This window comes from Streptomyces sp. NPDC088732 (assembly GCF_044751205.1).
Lineage (GTDB): Bacteria > Actinomycetota > Actinomycetes > Streptomycetales > Streptomycetaceae > Actinacidiphila.
Genome location: NZ_JBIVLI010000010.1, coordinates 99,270 through 120,861, shown reverse-complemented (window position 1 = coordinate 120,861; position 21,592 = coordinate 99,270). Strand labels below are relative to the sequence as shown.

Annotated in this window: 24 protein-coding genes and 1 pseudogene; 13 read left to right on the top strand and 12 right to left on the bottom strand. The window is 73.8% G+C overall.

From position 1 onward, the window contains the following. Nucleotides 1-36: 36 nt before the first annotated feature. On the bottom strand, nucleotides 37-1,632 hold the full coding sequence (locus ACIP9H_RS18660) for an FAD-binding oxidoreductase (RefSeq protein ID WP_401959808.1): 1,596 nt from the start codon (nucleotides 1,630-1,632) through the stop codon (nucleotides 37-39). Nucleotides 1,633-1,711: 79 nt separating this feature from the next. Here ACIP9H_RS18660 and ACIP9H_RS18655 point away from each other — a divergent pair, with 79 nt between their 5' ends. From ACIP9H_RS18655 to ACIP9H_RS18635, 5 genes and pseudogenes are all read left to right on the top strand, one after another. Continuing rightward, complete coding sequence (locus ACIP9H_RS18655) at nucleotides 1,712-2,314, top strand: TetR/AcrR family transcriptional regulator (protein WP_401586918.1); 603 nt, start codon at nucleotides 1,712-1,714, stop codon at nucleotides 2,312-2,314. Further along, nucleotides 2,311-3,909, top strand: a complete 1,599-nt coding sequence (locus ACIP9H_RS18650) for a glycerol-3-phosphate dehydrogenase/oxidase (protein ID WP_401586915.1) — start codon at nucleotides 2,311-2,313, stop codon at nucleotides 3,907-3,909. Before ACIP9H_RS18655 ends, ACIP9H_RS18650 begins: the two co-directional genes overlap by 4 nt. A 313-nt stretch (nucleotides 3,910-4,222) precedes the next feature. After that, a complete protein-coding gene (locus tag ACIP9H_RS18645) occupies nucleotides 4,223-4,393 on the top strand; it encodes a hydrophobic protein (RefSeq protein ID WP_360903042.1) in 171 nt (56 codons plus the stop codon). A gap of 139 nt (nucleotides 4,394-4,532) precedes the next feature. Beyond that, nucleotides 4,533-4,751 carry a DUF5133 domain-containing protein gene (locus ACIP9H_RS18640; protein ID WP_401586911.1) on the top strand — a complete coding sequence of 73 codons (219 nt, stop codon included), beginning with the start codon at nucleotides 4,533-4,535 and terminating at the stop codon, nucleotides 4,749-4,751. Next, nucleotides 4,748-5,771 (top strand): annotated as a pseudogene (locus ACIP9H_RS18635) (glutamate--cysteine ligase). The gene ACIP9H_RS18640 and the pseudogene ACIP9H_RS18635 overlap by 4 nt, the downstream one beginning before the upstream one ends. Before the next feature lie 23 nt (nucleotides 5,772-5,794). Here the strand turns inward: ACIP9H_RS18635 and ACIP9H_RS18630 are convergent. Continuing rightward, nucleotides 5,795-6,226: a response regulator gene (locus tag ACIP9H_RS18630; protein WP_401586908.1), complete on the bottom strand. Its 432-nt coding sequence runs from the start codon at nucleotides 6,224-6,226 to the stop codon at nucleotides 5,795-5,797. 321 nt (nucleotides 6,227-6,547) lie between these two features. Between ACIP9H_RS18630 and ACIP9H_RS18625 the strand changes: the two genes are divergently transcribed. The 4 genes from ACIP9H_RS18625 (at nucleotide 6,548) to ACIP9H_RS18610 (ending at nucleotide 10,592) form a co-directional block, all read left to right on the top strand. Then, nucleotides 6,548-8,140: an ATP-binding protein gene (locus ACIP9H_RS18625; protein WP_401959807.1), complete on the top strand. Its 1,593-nt coding sequence runs from the start codon at nucleotides 6,548-6,550 to the stop codon at nucleotides 8,138-8,140. Further along, nucleotides 8,137-9,318, top strand: coding sequence for a PP2C family protein-serine/threonine phosphatase (locus tag ACIP9H_RS18620; RefSeq protein WP_401586903.1), 1,182 nt, complete (start codon nucleotides 8,137-8,139; stop codon nucleotides 9,316-9,318). The genes ACIP9H_RS18625 and ACIP9H_RS18620 overlap by 4 nt, the downstream gene beginning before the upstream one ends. Beyond that, a complete protein-coding gene (locus ACIP9H_RS18615; RefSeq protein WP_401586900.1) occupies nucleotides 9,315-9,665 on the top strand; it encodes a hypothetical protein in 351 nt (116 codons plus the stop codon). The genes ACIP9H_RS18620 and ACIP9H_RS18615 overlap by 4 nt, the downstream gene beginning before the upstream one ends. A gap of 123 nt (nucleotides 9,666-9,788) precedes the next feature. Further along, nucleotides 9,789-10,592, top strand: a complete 804-nt coding sequence (locus ACIP9H_RS18610) for a thioesterase family protein (RefSeq protein ID WP_401586898.1) — start codon at nucleotides 9,789-9,791, stop codon at nucleotides 10,590-10,592. Nucleotides 10,593-10,610: 18 nt separating this feature from the next. Here the strand turns inward: ACIP9H_RS18610 and ACIP9H_RS18605 are convergent, their stop codons facing one another. Continuing rightward, nucleotides 10,611-10,799, bottom strand: a complete 189-nt coding sequence (locus tag ACIP9H_RS18605; RefSeq protein ID WP_360903017.1) for a hypothetical protein — start codon at nucleotides 10,797-10,799, stop codon at nucleotides 10,611-10,613. Between the two features lie 218 nt (nucleotides 10,800-11,017). Between ACIP9H_RS18605 and ACIP9H_RS18600 the strand changes: the two genes are divergently transcribed. Further along, the gene (locus tag ACIP9H_RS18600; protein WP_401586894.1) at nucleotides 11,018-12,160 is read left to right on the top strand and encodes a glutathione-independent formaldehyde dehydrogenase; all 1,143 of its coding nucleotides are present in this window, start codon (nucleotides 11,018-11,020) and stop codon (nucleotides 12,158-12,160) included. Between the two features lie 71 nt (nucleotides 12,161-12,231). Here ACIP9H_RS18600 and ACIP9H_RS18595 read toward each other — a convergent pair whose 3' ends face one another. Next, nucleotides 12,232-13,020 carry a VOC family protein gene (locus tag ACIP9H_RS18595; RefSeq protein WP_401586892.1) on the bottom strand — a complete coding sequence of 263 codons (789 nt, stop codon included), beginning with the start codon at nucleotides 13,018-13,020 and terminating at the stop codon, nucleotides 12,232-12,234. A gap of 138 nt (nucleotides 13,021-13,158) precedes the next feature. Then, the gene (locus ACIP9H_RS18590) at nucleotides 13,159-13,725 is read right to left on the bottom strand and encodes a nitroreductase/quinone reductase family protein (protein ID WP_401959806.1); all 567 of its coding nucleotides are present in this window, start codon (nucleotides 13,723-13,725) and stop codon (nucleotides 13,159-13,161) included. A gap of 157 nt (nucleotides 13,726-13,882) precedes the next feature. Here ACIP9H_RS18590 and ACIP9H_RS18585 point away from each other — a divergent pair, with 157 nt between their 5' ends. The 3 genes from ACIP9H_RS18585 to ACIP9H_RS18575 all read left to right on the top strand — a co-directional run bounded on the left by ACIP9H_RS18585 (nucleotide 13,883) and on the right by ACIP9H_RS18575 (nucleotide 15,372). Beyond that, nucleotides 13,883-14,230, top strand: a complete 348-nt coding sequence (locus ACIP9H_RS18585; RefSeq protein WP_401959804.1) for a hypothetical protein — start codon at nucleotides 13,883-13,885, stop codon at nucleotides 14,228-14,230. A gap of 66 nt (nucleotides 14,231-14,296) precedes the next feature. Beyond that, nucleotides 14,297-14,950 (top strand): RNA polymerase sigma factor, encoded by a 654-nt coding sequence (locus ACIP9H_RS18580; protein ID WP_401586883.1) that lies wholly within the window; start codon nucleotides 14,297-14,299, stop codon nucleotides 14,948-14,950. Next, entirely contained in the window at nucleotides 14,947-15,372 is a 426-nt protein-coding gene (locus ACIP9H_RS18575) for a hypothetical protein (protein ID WP_401586880.1), read from the top strand. Before ACIP9H_RS18580 ends, ACIP9H_RS18575 begins: the two co-directional genes overlap by 4 nt. 21 nt (nucleotides 15,373-15,393) lie before the next feature. On the opposite strand, the gene ACIP9H_RS18570 is transcribed toward ACIP9H_RS18575, so the two are convergent. From ACIP9H_RS18570 to ACIP9H_RS18540, 7 genes are all read right to left on the bottom strand, one after another. Next, nucleotides 15,394-15,693: a hypothetical protein gene (locus tag ACIP9H_RS18570; protein ID WP_401959802.1), complete on the bottom strand. Its 300-nt coding sequence runs from the start codon at nucleotides 15,691-15,693 to the stop codon at nucleotides 15,394-15,396. Nucleotides 15,694-15,722: 29 nt separating this feature from the next. After that, the gene (locus ACIP9H_RS18565; RefSeq protein WP_360909207.1) at nucleotides 15,723-16,034 is read right to left on the bottom strand and encodes a hypothetical protein; all 312 of its coding nucleotides are present in this window, start codon (nucleotides 16,032-16,034) and stop codon (nucleotides 15,723-15,725) included. Nucleotides 16,035-16,152: 118 nt separating this feature from the next. Beyond that, the gene (locus ACIP9H_RS18560) at nucleotides 16,153-17,559 is read right to left on the bottom strand and encodes an MFS transporter (protein WP_401959801.1); all 1,407 of its coding nucleotides are present in this window, start codon (nucleotides 17,557-17,559) and stop codon (nucleotides 16,153-16,155) included. A gap of 74 nt (nucleotides 17,560-17,633) precedes the next feature. Beyond that, nucleotides 17,634-18,887 carry a hypothetical protein gene (locus tag ACIP9H_RS18555; protein WP_401959800.1) on the bottom strand — a complete coding sequence of 418 codons (1,254 nt, stop codon included), beginning with the start codon at nucleotides 18,885-18,887 and terminating at the stop codon, nucleotides 17,634-17,636. Further along, the gene (locus ACIP9H_RS18550; protein ID WP_401959798.1) at nucleotides 18,884-20,125 is read right to left on the bottom strand and encodes a glycosyltransferase; all 1,242 of its coding nucleotides are present in this window, start codon (nucleotides 20,123-20,125) and stop codon (nucleotides 18,884-18,886) included. Before ACIP9H_RS18550 ends, ACIP9H_RS18555 begins: the two co-directional genes overlap by 4 nt. A gap of 150 nt (nucleotides 20,126-20,275) precedes the next feature. After that, nucleotides 20,276-20,890, bottom strand: coding sequence for a hypothetical protein (locus tag ACIP9H_RS18545; RefSeq protein WP_401959796.1), 615 nt, complete (start codon nucleotides 20,888-20,890; stop codon nucleotides 20,276-20,278). 26 nt (nucleotides 20,891-20,916) lie between these two features. Then, entirely contained in the window at nucleotides 20,917-21,423 is a 507-nt protein-coding gene (locus tag ACIP9H_RS18540) for a SigE family RNA polymerase sigma factor (RefSeq protein WP_401586867.1), read from the bottom strand. Nucleotides 21,424-21,592: the final 169 nt, after the last annotated feature.

The following is a 21,592-nucleotide window of genomic DNA, read 5'->3' as shown; positions in this document are numbered from 1 at the left end:
CGGGGACGGGGACGGGGACCGGAACGGGGACGGGGCTCAGCGGCCCGGGAGGAGGATGCCGGGGTTGAGCAGCCCGGCCGGGTCGAGCGCGTCCTTCACGGCCCGCAGCGCGGCGATGCCCAGCGGGCCGGCCTCGCGCACGTACCAGTCGCGGTGGTCGCCGCCCACTCCGTGGTGGTGGCTGATGGTGCCGCCCGCGGCGATGATCGCCTCGTTCGCGGCGGTCTTGGCGGGCGCCCAGTGGGCGACGGGGTCCTCGCCCTGCGCCGAGACGACCGTGAAGTACAGCGAGGCGCCGTTCTCGTACACGTGCGAGATGTGGCACATGACCAGGGGCGGCGTGCCGGCGCCCGCGAGGGTGGCGGTCAGGGCGTGGCGCACCGAGTCGTACAGCTCCGGCAGGCGCGACCAGAACGTCGCGGTCTCCAGGGTCTCGGCGAAGGCACCCGCGTCCAGGAGGGCGTCGCGCAGATAGGGCGCGGAGTAGCGGCCGTGGGCCCAGCGCTGCCCGGGCTCCTCGCCGATGTACTCGCCGCCGCAGTCGCGCAGCACGGCCGCGGCCCGCGCCCGGCGGTACGCGGTGTCCTCCTCGGTGCCCTCGTAGCCGGTGATCGCGACGCAACCCGCCGCCGAGGGCCCGCCGGAGACGCCGATGGCGTCGGGCTGGGCCAGGCCGATCATCGTCTCCGTCTCGTCGGACAGCCGCAGCACCGTGGGGCGGGGGCCGTCCTGGGCGAGCCGGCGCAGCGCGGCCGTGCCCTCGGCGAACCCGGGGAAGCGCCAGCCCTCGTAGACCGCGACCTGCGGGACCGGGCGGATGCGGACGGTGACGGAGGTGATGACGCCGAGCGCGCCCTCGGAGCCGAGGACGAGCTGACGCAGGTCCGGGCCGGCGGCGGAGCGCGGCGCGCGGCCGGCGTCGAGGGTCCCGCGCGGGGTGGCGACGGTCAGGCCGAGCACCATCTCGTCGAAGCGGCCGTACCCGGCGGACGCCTGTCCGCTGGAGCGTGCCGCGGCGAACCCGCCGATGGTGGCCCATTCGTAGGACTGCGGGAAGTGGCCCAGGGTGAAGCCCTGTTCGGCCAGCAGTGCCTCGGCCTCCGGGGCGCGCAGGCCGGGTTGGAGGATCGCGGTGCGCGACACCGGGTCCAGGGACAGCATCCGGTCCATGCGGCGCAGGTCGAGGGCGACGAAGGGGCGGCCGCCCTGCGGGGCCAGGCCGCCGACGACGGAGGTGCCGCCGCCGAACGGCACGACGGCCAGGTCGTGTTCGGCGCACACGGCCAGCACGGCGAGCACCTCGTCGTGGCCGGCGGGCAGCACGACGGCGGCGGGGACGTCGGCGACGTCGCCGGCCCGGATGCGCAGCAGGTCCGGCGTGGACTTGCCACGGGTGTGCCGGATGCGGCTCTCGGGGTCGGTGCGGACGAAGGACAGGCCGCCGACGACGTCGGCGAGCGCCTCGCGGGCCTCGTCGCCGAGCGGGCTCTCCGGGACCTCGATGTCGGCCAGGCCGGCCGGAGCGGCCTCCCGGGGCTTGACCCCGAGCAGATCGCGCAGCAGGCCGATCACGGTGTCGGGCAGTGGGGCCGCCTTGGCCGGGTCGCCCCAGCCGCTCCACAACATGTCCACGTCGTCGTCCTCATCGGTCGAGGGGTCGGGGGTCAGGGGGCCATCTCCCTTTGTTTCCCGGGGCGTTACACTGTGACACATGACGCCTATTCGTCACAACACTCGGACAGCGGTGGATCCAGTGCTCGACGCGGTCCGCGACTGCGTCCTGGCCGTCGGCGTGCGCCGCACGACCCTCACCGACGTGGCCCGCCGCGCCGGCGTCTCGCGCATGACGCTGTACCGGCGCTGGCCCGATGTGCGCACCCTGGTCGGGGATCTGATGACCCGTGAGTGGGTGAACGTCGCGACGGACGCGATCCCCGGGCACGCCGGCGACCGCGACGCCCGGTCTCAGCTGGTCGGCGGACTGGTCGACGGCATCCGCGCGTTCCGGGCGCACCCCCTCTTCGTCAAGATCGTCGACGTCGATCCCGAACTGCTCCTCCCCTACGTGCTGGACCGCCGCGGCGCCAGCCAGGACGCGCTGCTGCAGCTGATCACCACCGCGCTGGAGACGGGCCACGCCGACGGCTCCGTCCGCCGCGCCCACCCCGCCCGGCAGGCGCGGGCGGTGCTGCTGCTGGCGCAGTCGTTCACGCTGTCGCTGCGCACCATGACCGACGAGGACGACCCCGACCTGAACTCGGCCGCGTTCCTGGAGGAGTTGCGGACCATGCTGGAGAGGACCCTGACGCCATGAGCCCCACGAGCAGCCCGGTTCCGCCCCGCCCCGCCGCCACCCCCTCCCCGCCCGGGTCGTCGCTGTCCGCGGCCCGGCGCGCCCGTGAGCTGGCCGAACTCGCGGATGGCGGCGGCGTGGTGGACGTCCTGGTGGTCGGCCTCGGCGCCACCGGCGCGGGGGCGGCGCTGGACGCCGCCTCGCGCGGTCTGTCGGTCGCCGCCGTCGACGCGCACGACCTGGCCTTCGGCACCTCCCGCTGGAGCTCCAAGCTGATCCACGGCGGTCTGCGCTATCTCGCCTCCGGCCAGCTGGACGTCGCGCACGAGAGCGCCGTCGAGCGCGGCGTGCTGATGGAACGCACCGCTCCCCACCTCGTCCAGGCGCAGCCGTTCGTGCTCCCGCTCACCCCGCTGGTCTCGCGCGGCCAGGCCGCCGTGGCCTGGACCGGCCTCCGGGCCGGCGACGCGCTGCGGCTGGCGGCCCGCACCTCCCGCGCCACGCTGCCGGCCCCGCGCCGGCTCTCCGCCGTGGAGACCCGGCACTTCGCCCCCGCGCTGCGCCCGTCCGGGCTGCGCGGCGGGCTGCTGTCCTGGGACGGCCAACTCGCCGACGACGCACGCCTGGTGACGGCGATCGCCCGTACCGCCGCGGCGCACGGCGCACGCGTCCTCACCCGGGTCCGCGCGGTCGCGCTCACCGGCTCCGGCGCCCTGATACGCGACGAACTCACCGGCCAGGAGGCCACGATCCGCGCCCGCGCCGTGATCAACGCCGCCGGTGTGTGGGCGGGCGGGCTGGTGGACGGCATCCGGCTGCGGCCCTCGCGCGGCACCCACCTCGTCCTGCGCTCGGCACCGCTGGGCGACCTCCCGGCGGGCCTGCACATCCCGATCCCGGGTGAGTCCAACCGCTTTGTGCTCGTCCTCCCGCAGGGCGACGGGCGGGTCTACGTGGGTCTCACCGACGAGCCGGTCGACGGCGACATCCCCGACGTCCCGGAGGTCCCCGAGACCGACATCGGCTTCCTCCTCGACGTGCTCGGCACCGCGCTGGACACCGCCGTGGGACGCGAGGACGTCGTCGGCGCCTTCGCCGGGCTGCGGCCGCTGCTGGACACCTCCGCGGACGGCGCCGGGAACACGTCCGACATCTCCCGCAAGCACGCGGTCCTCACCTCGGGCGACGGCGTCGTCACCGTCGTCGGCGGCAAGCTGACCACCTACCGCCGGATGGCGCAGGACGCGGTCGACGCCGCGGTCTCCACCCGCGGCCTGGGCGCCGGGCCGTCCCGTACGGCGTCCCTGCCGCTGGTCGGCGCGGCCCCGGCCGCGGAGCTGACCGGACTCGCGGCGCCGCGCCGCCTGGTGCGGCGGTACGGCACCGAGGCCCCGGCGGTGCACGCCCTCGGCGCGGCGGAACCGGCCCTGCGCGAGCCCGTCGTGGCGGGGCATCCGGTGACCCGGGCCGAACTGGTCTGGGCGGTGCGCCACGAGGGCGCGCTGGACGCCGCCGACCTCCTCGACCGGCGCAGCCGCATCGGCCTGGTCCCCGCGGACCGCCAGCATGCCGTCGAAGCGGCGGAGGACGCTCTGGCCCGCCCGGCCGCGGAATGACGCCGCCGCTCCGAGCGCGGCGGGAAATTCACCGGGCCGCATTCCCGGCCGCGCGACCCGGCAATTCCGGGGCGGAATTCCCGCGTCGGGCACGTGCCGCCGGCGTCGCGGAAAGGGCGGGCGGGCGCGCCGAGTGAAACAGCCCGCGGCGGCGGGTGTTTGCAGGCCGGCATCCGGGGCACCCGAAAATCGCGGTGAACGGTGCAGCCGGGTGCCGGACACCTCTCCGGCCGGTACCCGGCTGCGCACCCGGATCGTCCGGTCGCGTGTTCACCGCGTCATATCGTCGTGCATTCGTTCACGGGAGGCGCACGTGGTTCCCCTTTTGCTGGTTCTGCTTCTGGCCGTCATTCTTTTCGGGGCCGGATTCGCCCTCAAGGCCCTGTGGTGGGTCGCCCTGATCATCCTGGTGCTGTGGCTGCTCGGGTTCGTCATGCGCGGCACCTCCTCGGGTGGCGGCAGGTCGCGCTGGTACCGGTGGTGACCTCCTGCTGACCCCTCGCGGAAGGCGGCGGCCCTCGGGCCGCCGCCTTCCGCATGTCCGCGTGATACCCCGAAGCGGGGGTAAGCGGCTCTCGGACACACCGTTCGGCCCAGTGCCGCGGACTATCGAGGAGAGAACCATGCTCTTGGCCCACCCCGCTGTGCTGAACGACCTCGTCGACCGCTACGAGACGCTGCGCGTGCTCGACCCGGCGGACGCCGAGGTCCGGCGCCGGCTGGAGGACGTCTCGTACACACTGTGCGTGGCGACGGGCACCGGCGACGTGGACGCCGCTCTCGCCGCGGCGCGGCTGCGCCTGCCGGGAGCGAGGCCGCTGGACGACTCGGCCGTCGCGTGAGAGACGTCCGCACCGTCGGCGTCGAGGAGGAACTGCTCCTGCTGGACGCCGAGTCCGGCGAGCCCCGGTCCCTGTCGACAGCCGTCCTGGTCGCGGCGCGCCGCGCCCCGGCAGCCGGGGACGACGTGTTCGAGACGGAACTCCAGCGCCAGCAGCTGGAGTTCGCCACCCGGCCGCAGGTACGGATGGAGGACCTGGGCGCCCATGTGGCCGCGCTCGCCACATCGCCGCTGCCGGTGGATCCCGCCCTCAGCGCCGGCGAGCGCTGCCGCCGGCTGGGCGAGCGGTACGGGCCGACCACGCAGGAGCAGCTCACCTGCGGCTGCCACGTCCATGTGTCGGTGGAGTCGGACGAGGAGGGCGTCGCGGTCCTGGACCGGATCCGCCCGTGGCTGCCGGTCCTGCTGGCGCTGAGCGCCAACTCGCCCTTCCCGCAGGGCCAGGACAGCGGGTACGCGAGCTACCGCAACCGGGTGTGGGGCCGCCGGCCCTCGGCGGGCCCGGTCGAGGTCTTCGGTTCCGCCGACCGCTACCACGCACTGGTGGCGTCGATGGTGGGCACGGGAGCGCTGCGCGACGAGGGCATGGTCCACTTCGACGCCCGCCTGTCCCGCACCTGGCCGACGGTGGAGGTCAGGGTCGCCCACGTCTGCCTCAAGGCATGGCACACCGCCCTGGTCACCACCCGCGTGCGGGCCCTGGTGGAGACCGCGACCCGGCAGTGGGAGGACGGCGAGCCGCCGGCGCGGCACAGTGTCGCGCTGCTGCCGCCGGCGACATGGCGGGCGGCTGCTGCACCCGCTGGGCATGGAGCCCGTTCCCGCGGAGGCGGCGGTGCGCGCCCTGTTCGAGCACGTACGCGACGCCCTGGAGGACAACGGCGACCTCGTCCCGGCGCAGGACGCCCCGGCCGGCCTGCTGAAGGCGGGCAACGGCGCTTGTTTCCAGCGGGACCGGCCGGAGCGGGACGGCGACCTGCGGGCCGTGGTCGCGGCCTGCGTCCGGCACACCCGGGGATGAGCCGCGACGCCGCCCCGCGGCGGTCAGTCGCGCGGCAGCTTGGTCACGGTGTCGAGGTAGAAGGCGTCGATGCTCTGCACCGCGCGGTTGAAGTCGTCGAGGTTGACCGGCTTGGTCACATAGGCGTTGGCGTGCCGCTGGTAGGCGCCGGCGACGTCGTCCGGCGCGGCGGAGGTCGTCAGGACGACGACCGGGATGGCGCGCAGATCGTCGTCGGCCTTGAGGATCTCCAGCAGCTCGCGGCCGTTCATGCGGGGCATGTTGAGGTCGAGCACGATGAGGTCGGGGCGGGCGTTGCTGTCGTCGCGCAGGTAGTCCAGGGCGGCGACACCGTCCTCGACCTGCGTGAGGTTGCGGGCGCCGCGCTCGGACAGGGCGTCCCCGATGAGCATGGCGTCGGCGAGGTCGTCCTCGACCAGGAGCACGTCGTAGGGGCGGGGTGAGGCGATCATCATCGTCGGCTCCGGGTCCGGTCGGTGCCTCGCACGAGGCGGTGGGGGGATGGTGCGGGCCCGGCCGGTCCGCGGACGGTCCGTGCCGGCTGCCGCGGGCGGGCCGGTTCGTGGAGGTGGGCCGGCGCCTCCGCGGCGGTCCCCCGCCCCGCAAGGCGCAGGGGGAGGTGGATGCCAGGCATGGCCCCCACCCTAGGGGGTCGCGATCAACCAGGACAACAGACGTTGTCGCGGGGACGGCTACAGTGAGTGCCTGCCGCACGGATTCCGGGCGGCCGCGGAGGCGGGCAGGAACACGGATTCGGCATCAGAAGGGGCTGCGACGTGGTGGACGAGACGGGCCGGCTTGCGCGGTGGACCACCCGCCGCTGGCTCCGCGTGGGGGTGAGTACGGCCCTCGCGGTGCTCACCGTCCTCGGGGCGCTGGGCATATGGTCGCTCGACCGGAACACCACGCTCACCCGCCAGCTGGTCGACACCCGCTCCCCCGCCCTGGTCAACGCCGTCCGGCTGGAAGCCGCCCTGGTCAACCAGGAGACCGGTATCCGCGGTTACGGCCTCACCGGGCAGAAGGACTTCCTCACCCCGTACACCGAGGGTCTGGCGAACGAGAGGACGGCGCTGGAGCGGCTGCGCCCCCTGGTCCGCGGCGACGCGACGGGAAGAGCGGACCTGGCCGCGGTGGAGAACGCGGCGGACGCCTGGCAGCGGACCATCGCCGACCCCATCGCCGGGGCCCCCGCCGAACAGGCCGTCCGGCTGGCCACCGACCGCGCGGACGCGGGCAGGACCGCCTTCGACGTCGTACGAAAGGCCATGACCCGCCAGCAGAACCATCTGCGGGACGCGCGCCTGGAGGCGGGGGACAAACTCGACCGGTCCATCGTGCTGCGCAACTGGGTGTTCGCCGCGGCGGCGGTGCTGATCGTGGTGCTGGCGGCGCTCGTCTTCGAGGGCCTGCGGCGCGGCATCACCGACCCGCTGACCCGGCTCAGCGACGACGCCCGCAAGGTCGCGCGGGGCGATTTCGACCACCCCATCACCCCGACCGGCCCGGCCGACCTGCGGCAGCTGGCCGACGACGTGGAGGCGATGCGGCGGCGCCTGGCGGACGAGCTCGCGTTCGCCGAGCGGGCCCGGCAGATGCTGGACGAGCAGTCCGCCGAACTCAAGCGCTCCAACGCCGAACTGGAGCAGTTCGCGTACGTGGCCTCGCACGACCTCCAGGAGCCGCTGCGCAAGGTGTCGAGCTTCACGCAGCTGCTGCAGCGCCGCTACGGCGGCCAACTGGACGACCGCGCCGACCAGTACATCGGTTTCGCCGTGGACGGCGCGAACCGCATGCAGACCCTCATCAACGACCTGCTGGCCTTCTCCCGGGTCGGGCGGATCCACAACGAGCACAGCACCGTGGACCTGGACGCCGTCGTCGACCGCACCCTGGACTCGCTGAGCGTGGCCATCGAGGAGTCTGGCGCCGAGGTCACCCGGGACCCGCTGCCCAGCGTCGTCGGGGACACCACCCAGCTCGGCATGCTCTGGCAGAACCTGGTCTCCAACGCGGTCAAGTTCCGCCGCCCCGACGTCCGTCCGAGGATCCACCTGGAGGCGGTCCGCGACGGCGACCTGTGGCGCTTCGCGGTCGCCGACAACGGGATCGGCATCGACCCGGAGTTCGCCGAGCGGGTCTTCGTGATCTTCCAGCGCCTGCACACCAAGGACGCCTATCCGGGCAACGGCATCGGCCTGGCCATGTGCAAGAAGATCGTGGAGTTCCACGGCGGGACGATCGGGGTGGACCCGGAGCACACGCCCGGCACCCGCATCACCTTCACCCTCCCCGTTCCCGTCCCCGCCGCCGCGGACTCCGCCGCGGACTCCGGTGCGGACGACACCGGGGAGCCCGACGCCGGATGAACCCCGCCCCCGCTCCCGTGCAGGAGGAGCCGCGGTACCGCATCGTGCTCGTGGAGGACGATCCCGGTGACGCGCTGCTCGTCACGGAGCTCCTCGCCGACACCGGTCTGCGGTACGAACTGACCTGGCACAAGACGCTGGCCGAGGCACGCTCAGAACTCGCCGCGCAGGCCGCCGACTGCGTGCTGCTCGACCTGCACCTGCCCGACGCCAGCGGGCCCGCGGGCGTTTCCGCGGTGCAGGGTGCGGCGCCGGACGCCGCGGTCATCGTGCTCACGGGTCTCGCCGAGTCCCAGGCCGGCGCCGGGGCCATGGCGGCGGGTGCCCAGGACTACCTGGTCAAGGGCAAGGTCGAACCCGAACTGCTGCAGCGCGCCGTGCGCTACGCGGTCCAGCGCAAGCAGGCCGAGCGCGCGGCGGTCGCCCTGCAGGCCGGTGCCCTGCGCGCGGAGGAGAACTCGCGTCTGGAGCGCGGGCTGCTGCCCCAGCCCCTGCTGACCACCGACGAGGTGACCGCCACCACCCGCTACATTCCCGGCCGCGAACGCGCCCTGCTCGGCGGCGACTTCCTCGATGTCGTGCAGACCGGCGACGGGCTCGTGCACGCCGTCATCGGGGACGTCAGCGGCCACGGCCCGTACGCCGCGGCGCTGGGTGTCTGCCTGCGCATCACCTGGCGGGCGCTCACCCTCGGCGGCCACCGGGGGCACGACCTGCTGCGCCTGCTGGAACGGATCCTGGTCGCCGAGCGCGCGCAGCCGGACCTGTTCGCCACCTGCACCCTGCTCACGCTGGACCTGCCGGCGCGGACGGCGACGCTGCACCTCGCCGGCCACCACGAACCGCTGCTGACCTCGGACGGCGCCACCGGACCGGTCGAGGCCGGGCACGGCATCGCGCTGGGCATCATGCCCGACCTGGCCCACTGGCCGTCCACCACGTTCGCCCTGCCCGCACGCGGGGCGCTGACCCTCTACACCGACGGCCTCGTCGAGGGCCACACCGGTGAGGACGGCGAGCGCCTGGGCCCGGAGGGCCTGCTCACGCTGATCGGCCAGTTCTCCCAGGCCGACCCGGACGCCCATCTCGACCGGCTGATCGCGCGGATCCGCGATCTCGACGCCGACCGCCACACCGACGACCTGGCCGTGCTGCGGCTGGACTGGAGCGCCGCGTGACCGCCCCGCCGACGACGACGCTCTGGCGCCCCACGGGCCCGGTGGAACTGGACCTGGTCCGCGAGCTCGGCTGGCGCGCCTGGCCGCCCCGCCTTCCGGAGCAGCCGATCTTCTATCCGGTGCTCAACGAGGACTACGCGATCAGGATCGCCCGGGACTGGAACGTCCGGCACGACGGAGCCGGTTTCGTCACCCGCTTCGAGGTCGACACCGCGTTCCTGGCGCGCTACCCCGTCCAGCAGGCCGGCGGGCGCACGATCCTGGAGCTGTGGGTGCCGGCCGAGGAGCTGCCGGAGTTCAACGCGCACATCGTCGGGGAGATCCAGGTCGTCCACGAGTTCCGGTGACCGCCACGGCGGACCGGGGGTACGGGGCGGAGCCTTGCCCGGCGGCCAGGGGCACTGATCTACTGGCCCCGCAGGTTCTACCGGCGAGTAGTTTGTGTGCCGTCCACGGACAGGAGAAGCGTCGTGACCGTCCCGTCCAGTGCCGAGGCCTTCTTCGAGCGGGTGGCCGAGGAGCGCTTCGCCCCCACCGCGTACACCCGGGGCCCGTGGGACGCGCACAGCCAGCACGCCGGGCCGCCGGCGGCCCTGCTGGGCCGTGCGGTGCGCGAGCGCCCCGGAGCGCGCGAGGACATGCGGCTGACGCGGATCACCTTCGAGATCCACCGTCCCGTGCCGCTGCTGCCTCTCACCGTCACCACCCGCGTGCTGCGCGAGGGCCGCAGTGTGGAGCTGACGGAGGCGTCGCTCGCCGCGGACGACGGCAAGGAGATCATGCGGGCCAGGGCGCTGCGCATCCGCACGGAGCCGGGCTCGGTGCCCGAGGTGGCGCCCGGGCCCTCGGTGCCGGGGCCGCAGGAGTCGCGGACGGTGCCGTTCTTCCCCGTGCCGTGGGACGTCGGCTACCACACGGCGATGGAGTCGCGCTTCGCCGCGGGCTCCTACCGGGAGCCGGGTCCCGCGACCTGCTGGCTGCGGATGCGGGTGCCGCTGGTCGCGGGCGAGAAGACGGCGCCGCTGGACCGGGTGCTGGTGGCGGCGGACTCCGGGAACGGGGTGAGCAATGTGCTGGACTTCTCGGCCCATCTGTTCGTCAACCCGGACCTGACGGTGCACCTGCACCGTCATCCGGTCGGCGAGTGGGTCTGCCTCGACGCCCGCACCGTGATCGACGGGGCGGGGATCGGCATGGCCGAGGCCGCGCTGCACGACGAGCGGGGGCCGATCGGCCGCGGCGTGCAGAGCCTCTTCGTGGCCCCGCGCGGCTGACCGGGCGGGCCGGCGGCGTCAGAGGTCGGTGGCGTCCTCGGCGTGCCCCTCGGAGAACTCCCACCACGCGAGCGGGAGCCAGTCACCGTCCACGAAGGCGTCGACCGACGACCCGCGCCCGTTGATCACGACGGACGTGCCCACCGGGTAGGTCGTGCCGGACAGCCCCGGCACGGGGACCAGGAGGGTTCCCAAACGCTGCGCCACTGTTCCCGCCTTCCTTGGAAAACAAACCGAAATCAGGCAATACAGGGTAAAGATTAGCTGGCTTGTCCCATTCCTCCCACGGGGGCAGCATGAGAAATAGGTCACGCGGGTCGAAACGCCGCGGCCCGCTCACCATGCGCGCTCACCGCGACACGGTGGGCTGACGGCGGCGTTCGCCCCTGGAACGTACGAGAGCACGACACCAACGGAGGTGTCAGGTGAAGGCCGTAGTCTACAAAGCACCGTTCGAAGTAGCAGTGGAGGAAGTCGAGAAACCCCGGATACAGCACCCCAACGACGTGGTCGTACGGGTGACGTCCACCGCCATCTGCGGGTCCGACCTGCACATGTACGAAGGACGCACCGCCGCCGAGGCGGGGATCGTCTTCGGGCACGAGAACATGGGGATCATCGAGGAGCTCGGGCAGGGCGTCACGTCCCTGAAGAAGGGCGACCGCGTGGTCATGCCCTTCAACGTCGCCTGCGGATTCTGCAAGAACTGCTCGGACGGCCTCACCGCATTTTGCCTCACCGTGAATCCGGGATTCGCCGGCGGAGCCTACGGATATGTCGCCATGGGCCCCTGGCCCGGCGGCCAGGCGGAATTCCTGCGGGTGCCGTACGCGGACTTCAACTGCCTGAAGCTGCCCGCCGGCTCCGAGCACGAGACGGATTTCGTCCTGCTGGCCGACATCTTCCCGACCGGCTACCACGGCAACGAGCTCGCCGACGTCAAACCCGGCGAGAGCGTCGCGGTGTACGGCGGCGGACCCGTCGGGCTGATGTCCGCGTACTCGGCCCTCATCCGCGGCGCGTCCAAGGTGTTCGTGGTCGACCGGGTGACCGAGCGGCTGCAGAAGGCCGAGGAGATCGGCGCGGTCCCGATCAACTTCGCCGAGGGCAACCCGGTGGAGCAGATCAAGGAGCACACCGGCGGCACGGGCACCGACAAGGGCATCGACGCCGTCGGCTACCAGGCCCAGGCGAAGAGCCAGGACCGCGAGGAGCCCGCGGCCGTGCTGAACTCGCTCATCGACACGGTGCGCGCGACCGGGGCACTCGGCATCCCGGGCCTGTACGTGCCCTCGGACCCCGGTGGCCCGGACGCGCAGGCCAAGAGCGGCCGGCTGCTGGTCGCCATCGGCCGGCTCTTCGAGAAGGGGCTGCGCCTGGGCACCGGCCAGTGCAACGTCAAGCGGTACAACCGGCAGTTGCGCGACCTCATCATCGAGGGGCGGGCCAAGCCGAGCTTCGTGGTCTCCCACGAACTGCCGCTGTCCGACGCCCCCTCGGCGTACGAGAAGTTCGACAAGCGCATCGAGGGCTACACCAAGGTGGTCCTGCACCCCGGTCAGAAGTAGTCGCGGGGCGCACGACCGTCACGGCCGGGGCCGCCGCCCCGTGATGGGCGGCGGCCCTGGCCGGTGCGCGCTCAGGGAAGTTCGGGACCGGCGGCGTCGATGAGCCCGAACACCGCGCCCTGCGGGTCCTGGACGACCGCGAGGCGGCCCGCCGACATGTCGAACGGCGGGGCGAGCACATTGCCGCCCGCACGGACGAGGGCGTCCACGGTGCTGTCGGTGCTGTCCACGCAGAAGTACGCCAGCCAGTGCGGCCCCGCCTGCGGTGGCAGGTTGTCCAGCCCCTGCGCGCCCCCGACGACCCGGCCGTCCACCGTGAGGGAGAAGTAGTCGGAGGCGCCGTCCATCGGCACGGTCTCCAGGCCCAGGGCCGCGGAGTAGAACGCCGAGGCGGTCTTGAGGTCGCCGGAGGCGAGCTCGCTCCACACCAGCGATCCGGGCTCGTTGACGATCTGGGCGCCCAGGAACTCACCGGCCTGCCACAGCCCGAACACCGCGCCGGTGGGGTCGGCGGCGATCGCCATACGGCCGAGGCTCATGACGTCCATGCCCGGGGAGAGCACCGTGCCGCCGTGCTTGGTGATCGCCTCCGTCGCGGAGTCGGCGTCCGCCGTGGCGAGGTAGGTGGTCCACGCGGTGGGCGGGGTGGGGGCGCCGTCGGGCGCCATCGTCGCCATGATGCCCGCGACGGGCCTGTCCTTGAGCGTGCAGACCGAGTAGCCGCCGGTCTCGGGCGGTCCCACTTCGCCCTGCCAGCCGAAGAGGTCGCGGTAGAAGTCGAGTGCCGCCTGCTGGTCGGGGACCATGAGGTCGATCCAGCAGGGTGTTCCGGGCCGATAGGGGGACGTGGCGTACGGCATGGGGCCTCCAGCGCGTCAGGGTCAAAGGTGCCGCCGTTGCGGTCATTCTGCGCCGTACGTCACGGTTCGCGGGTGCGCCCCGCCGGATGCGTCCGCTCCCGGCCACGCGCAGCCGCCGGCGTCGGGCCCCGGCGGGCGTCAGTCGCCCGGGCGCAGCACGGCGACCGGGATGACGCGGCCGGACTTCTCCTGGTACCGGCCGAAGAACGGCGCGCGGGCCAGCACCACCGTGGTCCACAGATGGTCGCGCGTCCCCCCTTCGGTGATGCGCGCGCTCATCACATGGCTCTCGCCGCCGAGTTGCACATGCGCCTGCCGGGCCGCCCTGAGGTTGGAGATCCATCGCGGATCCCGCTTGGCGCCCCCGGCCGAAGCGGTGACCACGTAGCCGCCGTCGTGGGGGAAGTACCCCACCAGGACGCTGCGAGGTCTGCCGGTCCTGCGGCCCGGAACGGTCAGCAGCAGGAGCGGAACGCCCTTCGCGCTGCCCGCGACCCGGCCGTTCGTGCTGCGGTAGATCCGGACGGCGACCGCGTTGGCCGCTCGCCCCGCCATCCTGACCGCCGGGTGCATGCCGCGGGGCGGTGCGCCGCGCACGCGCCGGATGTAGCGGGCGTACTGTCCGCGGCCCAACAGCCGCCACATCGCGCGTGCGGGCAGCGGAAGCCTGCCGAGGAACAGTCCGGGCGGGGTACGTCGGTCCACGCGTCGGCCCGCTGTGGATTCGCCAGGCGGCAGGGCCCCGCCGGGCGGAGGCCGGAACATGTCGTGGGTCACATCCGCAACCTCGGACGGCTCCGCGCGTCTGTGGGAGTGAAGGCGCTTTCGACCCCGCTCTCCCCCTGATGATTCGAGGAACGGTATGACCGCACGTCACGCCCTCGCGGGCCTGGCCCGCCGGCACCGGGCACGTATCGTGGTCGGCACGTCCACGGTCGCGGCGGCCCTAGCCCTCGGCGGCGCCACCATGACCGCGAACGCCGCCACGCCGAAGCCGGCGCCGGCGCCCGCCGCGCAGGCCGACACGGACCCGGAGGCGTCCGCGCCCGCCCCCGCCCCGGCCCCGGCGCAGGGCAAGGGCCGCACCGCCCCGGCCCCCGCGACGGCTCCCGCCCACGGTGCCGCCCCGGCGCCCGCGAAGGCCGGCACGGCGCCCGCTCCGGCGCAGGCCGGGACCGGCACCGCGCCGGCGCCCGTCCCCGCGCGCTGATCAAGGGCGGTCGCCGGGCCGGGCCCGGCCCGGCGGCCGCCTTCCGAACCGCTCTCCAGGAGATCCATGAGCACAGCGGCGGTGGGGTCGCGCCCCGCCTTCCCGGCACACCCGCTCCGGCACGTCTGGGTGCGGCTCCGCGGCGTCGTGTCCGGGGAAGCCCGGCGCCCCGCGGCGGAGCGGCCGGTCCGCCCGTCGCCGCAGGCGCGTACCGGACCGGCCGGTCACACCTCGCCGCCGGAAATCGACGAGCTGTACCACCACCGCAGGCTGGACCTCGTACGGCTGGCGCTGTTCCTGGTCGACGACCTGCCCACCGCGGAGGACGTCGTTCAGGACGCCTTCGCCGCGCTCTACCGGCGGCACGGCGAACGGCTGGCCGGCGTGGACGACCCGGAGGCGTACGTGCGCACCAGCGTGGTCAACGGCGCCCGGTCCGTACTGCGCCGGCGCAGGACGGTGCGGGCCCACGTACCGGAGCGCGAGGGGCACGCGCCGCCGCCGGAGGAGTACGTGCTGCTGCGCGAGGAACACCAAGAGGTGCTGACCGCACTCGGCCGGCTGACGCGCAGGCAGCGCGAAGTGCTCGTCCTGCGGTACTGGTCGAACCTCACCGAGGCGCAGATCGCGGACACGCTGCGACTGTCCCGCGGCACGGTGAAGTCCACCGCGAGCCGGGCGCTGGACGCCCTGGCCCGCCACTTGGAGGCATCGTCATGACCGCTGTCGTCGACCGGCCCGACCGGGCCGCGACCGAGGAGCGCCTGCGCGCCGCCCTGGACGCGAAGGCCCGCACCGTGGGCCCGGACAGTCTGCGCCGGGCGGTCCCGCCGTCCGCGCTGGCCCGCCCGCGGGTCCGCATGCGTACCGCCGCGGTGGCCGTGCTGGGGCTGGCCGCGGCGCTGGCGTGCGTGCTGCTCGCCGTGACCGCCGCGCAACGGGACAACCGCCCCGTACCGCCGGCCAGCCCCACCCACTCCCCCACCGTCCCCGAACAACGCCGGGACGGCCCGCACCCCTCACCGGTACCGACCGGCAGAACACCGACCGGCGAGGGCACACCCGGCACCGCGCCGCTCCCCGAGCCGGCCGAATCGGGCGCCGCGCAGAGCGGGCCGGGACCGGCCGCCGTGACAAGGTGAGCCGCCCGGGGCAGGCGGTGATCAGCAGAACCAGCCGTCCTGGACCCAGCCGTGGCGGTTGATGTCGCCGTAGGCGAACCCGTAGGCCCAGCCGCTCTGCTTGCTCTCCACGGTGAAGGTCTGGCCGGTGTAGAGGGTCCCCATCCAGGCACCGCCGGGGGCAGTGCGCACGTACAGGTCCTGGGCGCAGACGGTCTCGCGCTTGCCGATGGTGCCGTTGGCCGCCTGGGCTGGACCCGCGGTCACCAGCAGACCCGCGGTCAGGGCGACGGCGACCGCGGCCGCGCGGACGGTCCGGTGTCTGCGGAGTACGGGGGTCATGGTGGTTCCTTCCTGCGTCGTGGGACGGCTCACCAGGAGCCGTAGCCGCCGAGGCACTCGATGCGGACGTAGCCCCAGTCGCCCTTGCCGAAGTCGAAGGTGGCGGCCCAGCCGTTGTAGACGGGGTGGGCGCCGCGGGTGTGGCCGACCTTGTTGCCGTAGCCCAGGACGCGGATCAGGCCGCTGGGTCCGGAGGAGCTGTCGTAGTTGGCGTAGAAACTGGCGCTCTGGCACACGATGACCGCGTGCTCGGGCGGCACCACCGCGTGCGCCGGCTGGGCCACGACGGTGAAGGCCGCGGCGGTGGCCGTCGCGGCCAGCGCCTTCGTCAACGTCCTCATGTGTCGTCCTCTCGTGCGTCGCCTGGATCACCGAGTCCGCGCATCAGAATGACGTGACGAGATCTATGCGGGTAGAGCGGCGAGATGAATTTTACGTGGCCATGACACTCGTCCCCGCTCACTGCCCTCCGGCACGCTCCGACGCCGCCCCCGCGGGCGTCCCGCGCCCGGCGGGCACACCGTCCTCGCACGCCTCGGCGCGGCTGAGGGCCGCGGCGCGGGTGTCCGGCATGAGCACGTAGACGACGAGCGAGACCAGCGCGCAGCCGGACACGTACCAGAAGAACGCGCTCTCGTGCCCGGCGTTCTTGAACCACAGGGCCACGTACTCCGCCGTCCCGCCGAAGAGCGCGTTGGCGAGCGCGTACGGCAGCGCGACGCCCAGCGCCCGGACCCGGGTCGGGAACAACTCGGCCTTCACCACGGCGTTGATGGAGGTGTAGCCGGTGACGACCGTGAGGGGGATCAGGCACAGCCCGAGGGCGGGCCAGTAGGACGTCACCGAGCCGAGCGCGGTCATGACCGGGTAGGTGCAGACCGCGCAGCCGACGGCGAAGCCGATCAGCAGGGGGCGCCGCCCGACGCGGTCGGACAGCGCGCCCGCGAGCGGCTGGAGCAGCGCGAAGATGGCCAGGGCCGTGAAACTCACCAGGGTGGCCGTGGTCCTGGCCATCCCCGCGCTGCCGATGAGGTACTTCGTCAGGTAGGTGGTGTACGTGTAGTAGGCGACCGTGCCGCCGAGGGTGAGCGCCATGACCAGCAGCGCCTGGCGCCGGTGCTGCCACAGCAGGAGCAGCGATCCGCGCGCGTCGGCGGGCTCGGCGGCCGCCTCCTCCGCGAAGGCGTCCGTCTCCTCCAGCCGGCGCCGGATCCACAGCACCACGACGGCGAGGAGCGCACCGAACACGAAGGGGATCCGCCAACCCCAGTCCGTCAACTGGGCTTCCGTCAGTGCCTGCTGAAGGGCGATCAGCACCGCGAGCCCCAGCAACTGCCCGCAGGTCATGGACACGTACTGGAAGGAGGAGCCCAGCCCGCGCCGGTCGCGGGCCGAGGCCTCCGTCAGGTAGGTGGCGCTGGCCGCGTACTCGCCGCCGATGCTCAGTCCCTGCACCAGCCGGGCGGCGAGCAGGACGACCGCGCCGAACGGACCGGCCGAGGCGTGGGCCGGCGCGACCGCGATGAGCAGCGCCGCGACCGACATCAGGGTGACGCTCAGCGTCAGCGCGCTCTTGCGGCCGTGCCGGTCGGCGGCCCTGCCGAGCAGCCAGCCGCCGACCGGGCGCATCAGGAAGCCGACGGCGAAGACCCCGGCGGTGTTCATCAGCCGGGTGGTCGGGTTGCCGCCGGGGAAGAAGGACTCGGCGAAGTAGACCGCGAAGCTCGCGTAGACGAACCAGTCGTACCACTCGACGAGATTGCCCAGCGAACCGCCGGCCAGGGCGAGGCGGCGCCTGCCGCGCTCGTCCCCCGGCGGCCGCTCTGCCTTGGCGGGAGGCTGCGGCGTGGCGGCGTTCGACGGCATGGCGGCTCCAGAGGGAAGGCCCGGTGGGGGACGGGGTCCGGTGCCGGGGTCCAACGCGCCGCGCGGCGCCGCGGTTACGGGACGCCGAGCTCGAAGAGCGCGTACCCCGCGTACGAGCCCGAGGCCAGGGCGGCCATCCCCAGCAGCACGGCCCGGTGCGGGGCCCTGAGCCGGCCGAGGGCGAGGGCGAGCGGGATGAACAGCGGGAAGGCCGGCAGCAGGTAGCGGGAGACATTGCAGAAGATCTGCTGGGTGCCGAGCACCGTGAGGACGGTGAGCACCGTGTAGACGACGAGTTCGACGGGCGGCCGCAGCCGGATCAGCAGCGGGATCAGCGCGATGTCCAGCAGGACCACGGCGACGCCGATGAGGTCGGCGAACGGGAACGCGGACAGGTAGTCGAAGCGGCCCACCGGCACCGAGGTGAACACGTCGACCGTGTAGCGCCCCCAGTCGAAGGTGTGCGCCCAGGCGCCTTCTTGGAGCTTGAAGTAGCCGCCGTAGTCGCCCATGCGGTACCCCACCCAGCCGAGGTAGCCGAACAGCCCGAGCGGCGCGACGGCGATCGCGGTCAGGGGGCGCAGCACGCCGGAGCGCCGCCGGTCGCGCACCACGGCGAGCAGCGCCGCGACCGTGAGGGCGGCGATCAGCGCGGTCGCGGTGGGCCGGGCGAGGCCGGTGGCGAAGGTCAGCAGTCCCGCCGTGATCCAGCGGCGGTCCATGACGGCGTGGCAGGCCCAGACCGCGAGGGCGACGTAGAGCGATTCGGAGTACCCCGTCCACTCCATGCCGGAACCCGGCCACACGGCCCACAGCCCCGCGGCGGCCAGGCCCGCCCGGTGCCCGCCGAAGCGCGCGGTGACGGCGTACACGCCGAGTGCCGCGACGAACGAGCAGACGACGGAGACGAGCATCCCGGCGCCGTACAGGCCGAGGCCGGTGCACTCGGCGACCAGCCGCATCACCGCGGGGTACAGCGGGAAGAAGGCCGCGGAGTTGCCTTCGAGGGTGATCAGGCCGGTGGCCCCGGGCACGGGGACCAGGGCGGGGTGGTAGCCGTGGGCGGCGATCTGCTGGTACCACCAGCCGTCCCAGCTGGCGAGGACGTCCCAGGGGTGGGCGCCGCCCCCGAAGCGCGGGTTCTTGGTGCGGTAGTCGCCCGCCCACGACAGCAGCAGCAGGAAGACCGCGAAGCCGGCGAGCTTCAGCGTCCCGTACGTCGCGAGGACCTGGAACCGGCGGGCGGCGCGGGAGGGTTCCGGGCGCGGGTCGGCGGCCGGGGGGCAGGCGTCGGCGGGCACGTCGAGGGTGCCGGGCGCGAGGGTCATCGGGAACCGGCCTCCGTCCGGGGAGCGTGCCGGCCGGGGAAGACCCAGGACCGCAGCAGCAGGAAGCGCAGGAGCGTGGCGGCAAGGTTGGCGGCCACCAGCGCGCCGGTCTCGACGCGGTGTCCGGCGCCGGGTGCCGCGTGGTGCAAGGCGGCCAGCGCCCCGCTGGTGAGCGCCAGCCCGATCAGGAACGCCGCGAGCCCGCGGGCGTGGTGGCGGGCGGCGCCCGCGCGGCCGCGCACGCCGAAGGTGAGCCGGCGGTTCGCCGCGGTGTTGGCGACCGCGCAGACCAGCAGGGCGAGCGCGTTGGCGGCCTGCGGGCCGGCGGCGGGGCGGAGGGCCGCGTACAGCAGCAGGTAGCCGGCGGTGCTGACGACGCCGACGGCCGCGAAGCGCAGCAGTTGGGGAAGCAGGCCGCCCGGCGGCCCGGTCTCGGCGGCGCTGCGGCGCAGTTCGGCGAGCGGGAGCCGGCCGGCGGCCAGCGCGCGGCCGATGCGCGCGATGCCGCGCAGGTCGGCGAGGGCGGTGGACAGGATGTGCACCCGGCTGTCGGGGTCGTCCACCCAGTCGACGGGCACTTCGTGGATGCGCAGACCGGCGCGCTCGGCGATCACCAGCAGCTCGGTGTCGAAGAACCATCCGCCGTCCTCCACCATCGGCAGCAGCCGTTCGGCGACGTCCCGGCGCACGGCCTTGAAACCGCACTGCGCGTCGCTGAAGCGGACGGCGAGGGTGGAGCGCAGGATCGCGTTGTAGCAGCGCGAGACGACCTCGCGCTTGGGTCCGCGCACGACGCGGGAGCCGCGGGCGAGCCGGGTGCCGATCGCGATGTCCGAGTGCCCGGAGATGAGCGGGGCGACGAGCGGGAGCAGGGCGGCCAGATCGGTCGACAGGTCCACGTCCAGGTAGGCCAGGACGGGCGCCGTCGAGTGGGACCATGCGGTGCGCAGCGCCCGGCCCCTCCCCTTCTCGGCCAGGTGCAGCCAGCGTGCCTCGGGGAGTTCGTCCGCGAGGCGGGCGGCGATCAGCGGGGTCCGGTCGGTGCTGGCGTTGTCGGCGACGGTGATCCGGAACGGGTACGGGAAGGTCTCGCGCAGATGGGCGTGGAGCCGCCGCACGGACCGCTCCAGGTCCGCTTCCTCGTTGTGGACGGGGACGACCACGTCCAGGACCGGTTCCTCGTGCCGGGCCGGCAGCGGGAGGCGTTCCCTCAGGGCGCCGGGAGGTTCGTTTCTCATGGTCTGTCCGCATCTGCTCTCTGCGTCGGGGCATGCCGGAGCGCGCCGGGGCATGCCGGGCCGTGCCGGGGCCGCCTCTTGGGCGTGCCGACGGCACCGGGGGCGTTCGGTGAGGTGGTGGCGTGGGGGGGGCGGCGGGCGCCCGGGGGGCTATCCCGTGCCGGTCGCGTTCCCGTACGGGCTGACCGGCGGGGAGGTCGTGGAGGTGGCCCCGCCGGACGCGGTGCCGCCTGCGGTGGCACTGTTCGTGGCGCTGCTGGTGGCACTGCCCGTGGCACCGCCGCCCACCGACGCGGTGGCGGTCGACGGGCTCACGGGGAGGTCCGAGCCGGCCGCGGTCGAGGTCCCGCCCGTGGCCGTGCCGCTCGGTGGCGAGAACGTGGGGCTGGAGGTCGCGCTGCCGCTGGGGCTCGGGGCGTCGGACGAAGTGGAACTCGGGTACGAGGTACCGGACGTCGGCGCACCGCCGGGGCCCGCCGGTACGACCTGGCCGGACGAGGAACCGGGCAGCAGGACGAGTGCGCAGGCGATGGCGGTCACCGCGACCGCCGAACTCCCGGCCTGCCAGACGGTACGCACCCGGCGGCGTGAGGCGACTCCGCCGCGCAGCCGTTCCCGGTGCCGGGGCTCGAAGGGGGTGTGCCGCTCGGAGGCGTGCATCATCCGCGCGAGCCGCCGCTCGAAGTCGTCCATGGAGCCCGTCGAGTCCATGGGGGGCACGGGGTCCGTGCGGTCGCCGGCGTCACTGCGGTCCATGGGGTCCATCCCCTCTCCCTCCTCCCTCATCTCCCTCACCCCACCGGCTCGGTGACGTCGGCCAGCAGCTGCCGCAGTCGCGCGATGCCGCGTGAGGCGTGCGACCGGGCGGTGCCCAGCGGGCAGCCCAGCGCCTCGGCGACCTGCGCCTCCGGCAGGTCCTGGTAGTAGCGCAGCACCACCGCCGCGCGCTGCGGTGACGGCAGTTGCGCCAGGGCCGCCTCCAGCCGTGTGCGTTCGGCGACGGCGGCGGAGACGTCCCCGGCCGCGGCCCGTTCCGGTACCTCCCCCACCGGCCGCTCCCCCCACCAGCGACGCCGCGCGGAGCGCGCCGCCGCCCGGGCCAGCACCTTGCGCACATACGGCTCAGGTGCCTGGGAGCCGACCCTCGGCCAGGCGAACCACAACTTGACCAGCGCGTCCTGGAGCAGGTCCTCGGCCCGGTGCCGGTCGCCGCCGGTCAGCAACCGTGCAAGGTGGAACAAAGCGGACCAACGGGCTGCCACGAACTCATCGAACTCGTCGGTCCGCGTCGAACCCATCAGCACCGCCCCTGCCCCTCACAGCCTCTTGCACCTCTTGAAAGACGCCGGACCCCGCGCCACTATGCGGCCGACGGCCGTGATCCCCGTCACACGCCTGTGCCCCCGGTCCACGAGGGCCGGGGGCACGGGAAGCGGGAAGCGGGAAGCGGGAAGCGGGAAGCGGGAA

Excerpts from the sequence above, each read along its gene's own strand:
- ACIP9H_RS18655 (WP_401586918.1), top strand. The coding sequence starts at position 1,712 with ATGACGCCTATTCGTCACAACACTCGGACAGCGGTGGATCCAGTGCTC.
- ACIP9H_RS18650 (WP_401586915.1), top strand. The coding sequence starts at position 2,311 with ATGAGCCCCACGAGCAGCCCGGTTCCGCCCCGCCCCGCCGCCACCCCC.
- ACIP9H_RS18640 (WP_401586911.1), top strand. The coding sequence starts at position 4,533 with ATGCTCTTGGCCCACCCCGCTGTGCTGAACGACCTCGTCGACCGCTAC.
- ACIP9H_RS18630 (WP_401586908.1), bottom strand. The coding sequence starts at position 6,226 with ATGATGATCGCCTCACCCCGCCCCTACGACGTGCTCCTGGTCGAGGAC.
- ACIP9H_RS18620 (WP_401586903.1), top strand. The coding sequence starts at position 8,137 with ATGAACCCCGCCCCCGCTCCCGTGCAGGAGGAGCCGCGGTACCGCATC.
- ACIP9H_RS18595 (WP_401586892.1), bottom strand. The coding sequence starts at position 13,020 with ATGCCGTACGCCACGTCCCCCTATCGGCCCGGAACACCCTGCTGGATC.
- ACIP9H_RS18585 (WP_401959804.1), top strand. The coding sequence starts at position 13,883 with ATGACCGCACGTCACGCCCTCGCGGGCCTGGCCCGCCGGCACCGGGCA.
- ACIP9H_RS18580 (WP_401586883.1), top strand. The coding sequence starts at position 14,297 with ATGAGCACAGCGGCGGTGGGGTCGCGCCCCGCCTTCCCGGCACACCCG.
- ACIP9H_RS18575 (WP_401586880.1), top strand. The coding sequence starts at position 14,947 with ATGACCGCTGTCGTCGACCGGCCCGACCGGGCCGCGACCGAGGAGCGC.
- ACIP9H_RS18570 (WP_401959802.1), bottom strand. The coding sequence starts at position 15,693 with ATGACCCCCGTACTCCGCAGACACCGGACCGTCCGCGCGGCCGCGGTC.
- ACIP9H_RS18565 (WP_360909207.1), bottom strand. The coding sequence starts at position 16,034 with ATGAGGACGTTGACGAAGGCGCTGGCCGCGACGGCCACCGCCGCGGCC.
- ACIP9H_RS18560 (WP_401959801.1), bottom strand. The coding sequence starts at position 17,559 with ATGCCGTCGAACGCCGCCACGCCGCAGCCTCCCGCCAAGGCAGAGCGG.
- ACIP9H_RS18555 (WP_401959800.1), bottom strand. The coding sequence starts at position 18,887 with ATGACCCTCGCGCCCGGCACCCTCGACGTGCCCGCCGACGCCTGCCCC.
- ACIP9H_RS18550 (WP_401959798.1), bottom strand. The coding sequence starts at position 20,125 with ATGAGAAACGAACCTCCCGGCGCCCTGAGGGAACGCCTCCCGCTGCCG.
- ACIP9H_RS18545 (WP_401959796.1), bottom strand. The coding sequence starts at position 20,890 with ATGGACCCCATGGACCGCAGTGACGCCGGCGACCGCACGGACCCCGTG.
- ACIP9H_RS18540 (WP_401586867.1), bottom strand. The coding sequence starts at position 21,423 with ATGGGTTCGACGCGGACCGACGAGTTCGATGAGTTCGTGGCAGCCCGT.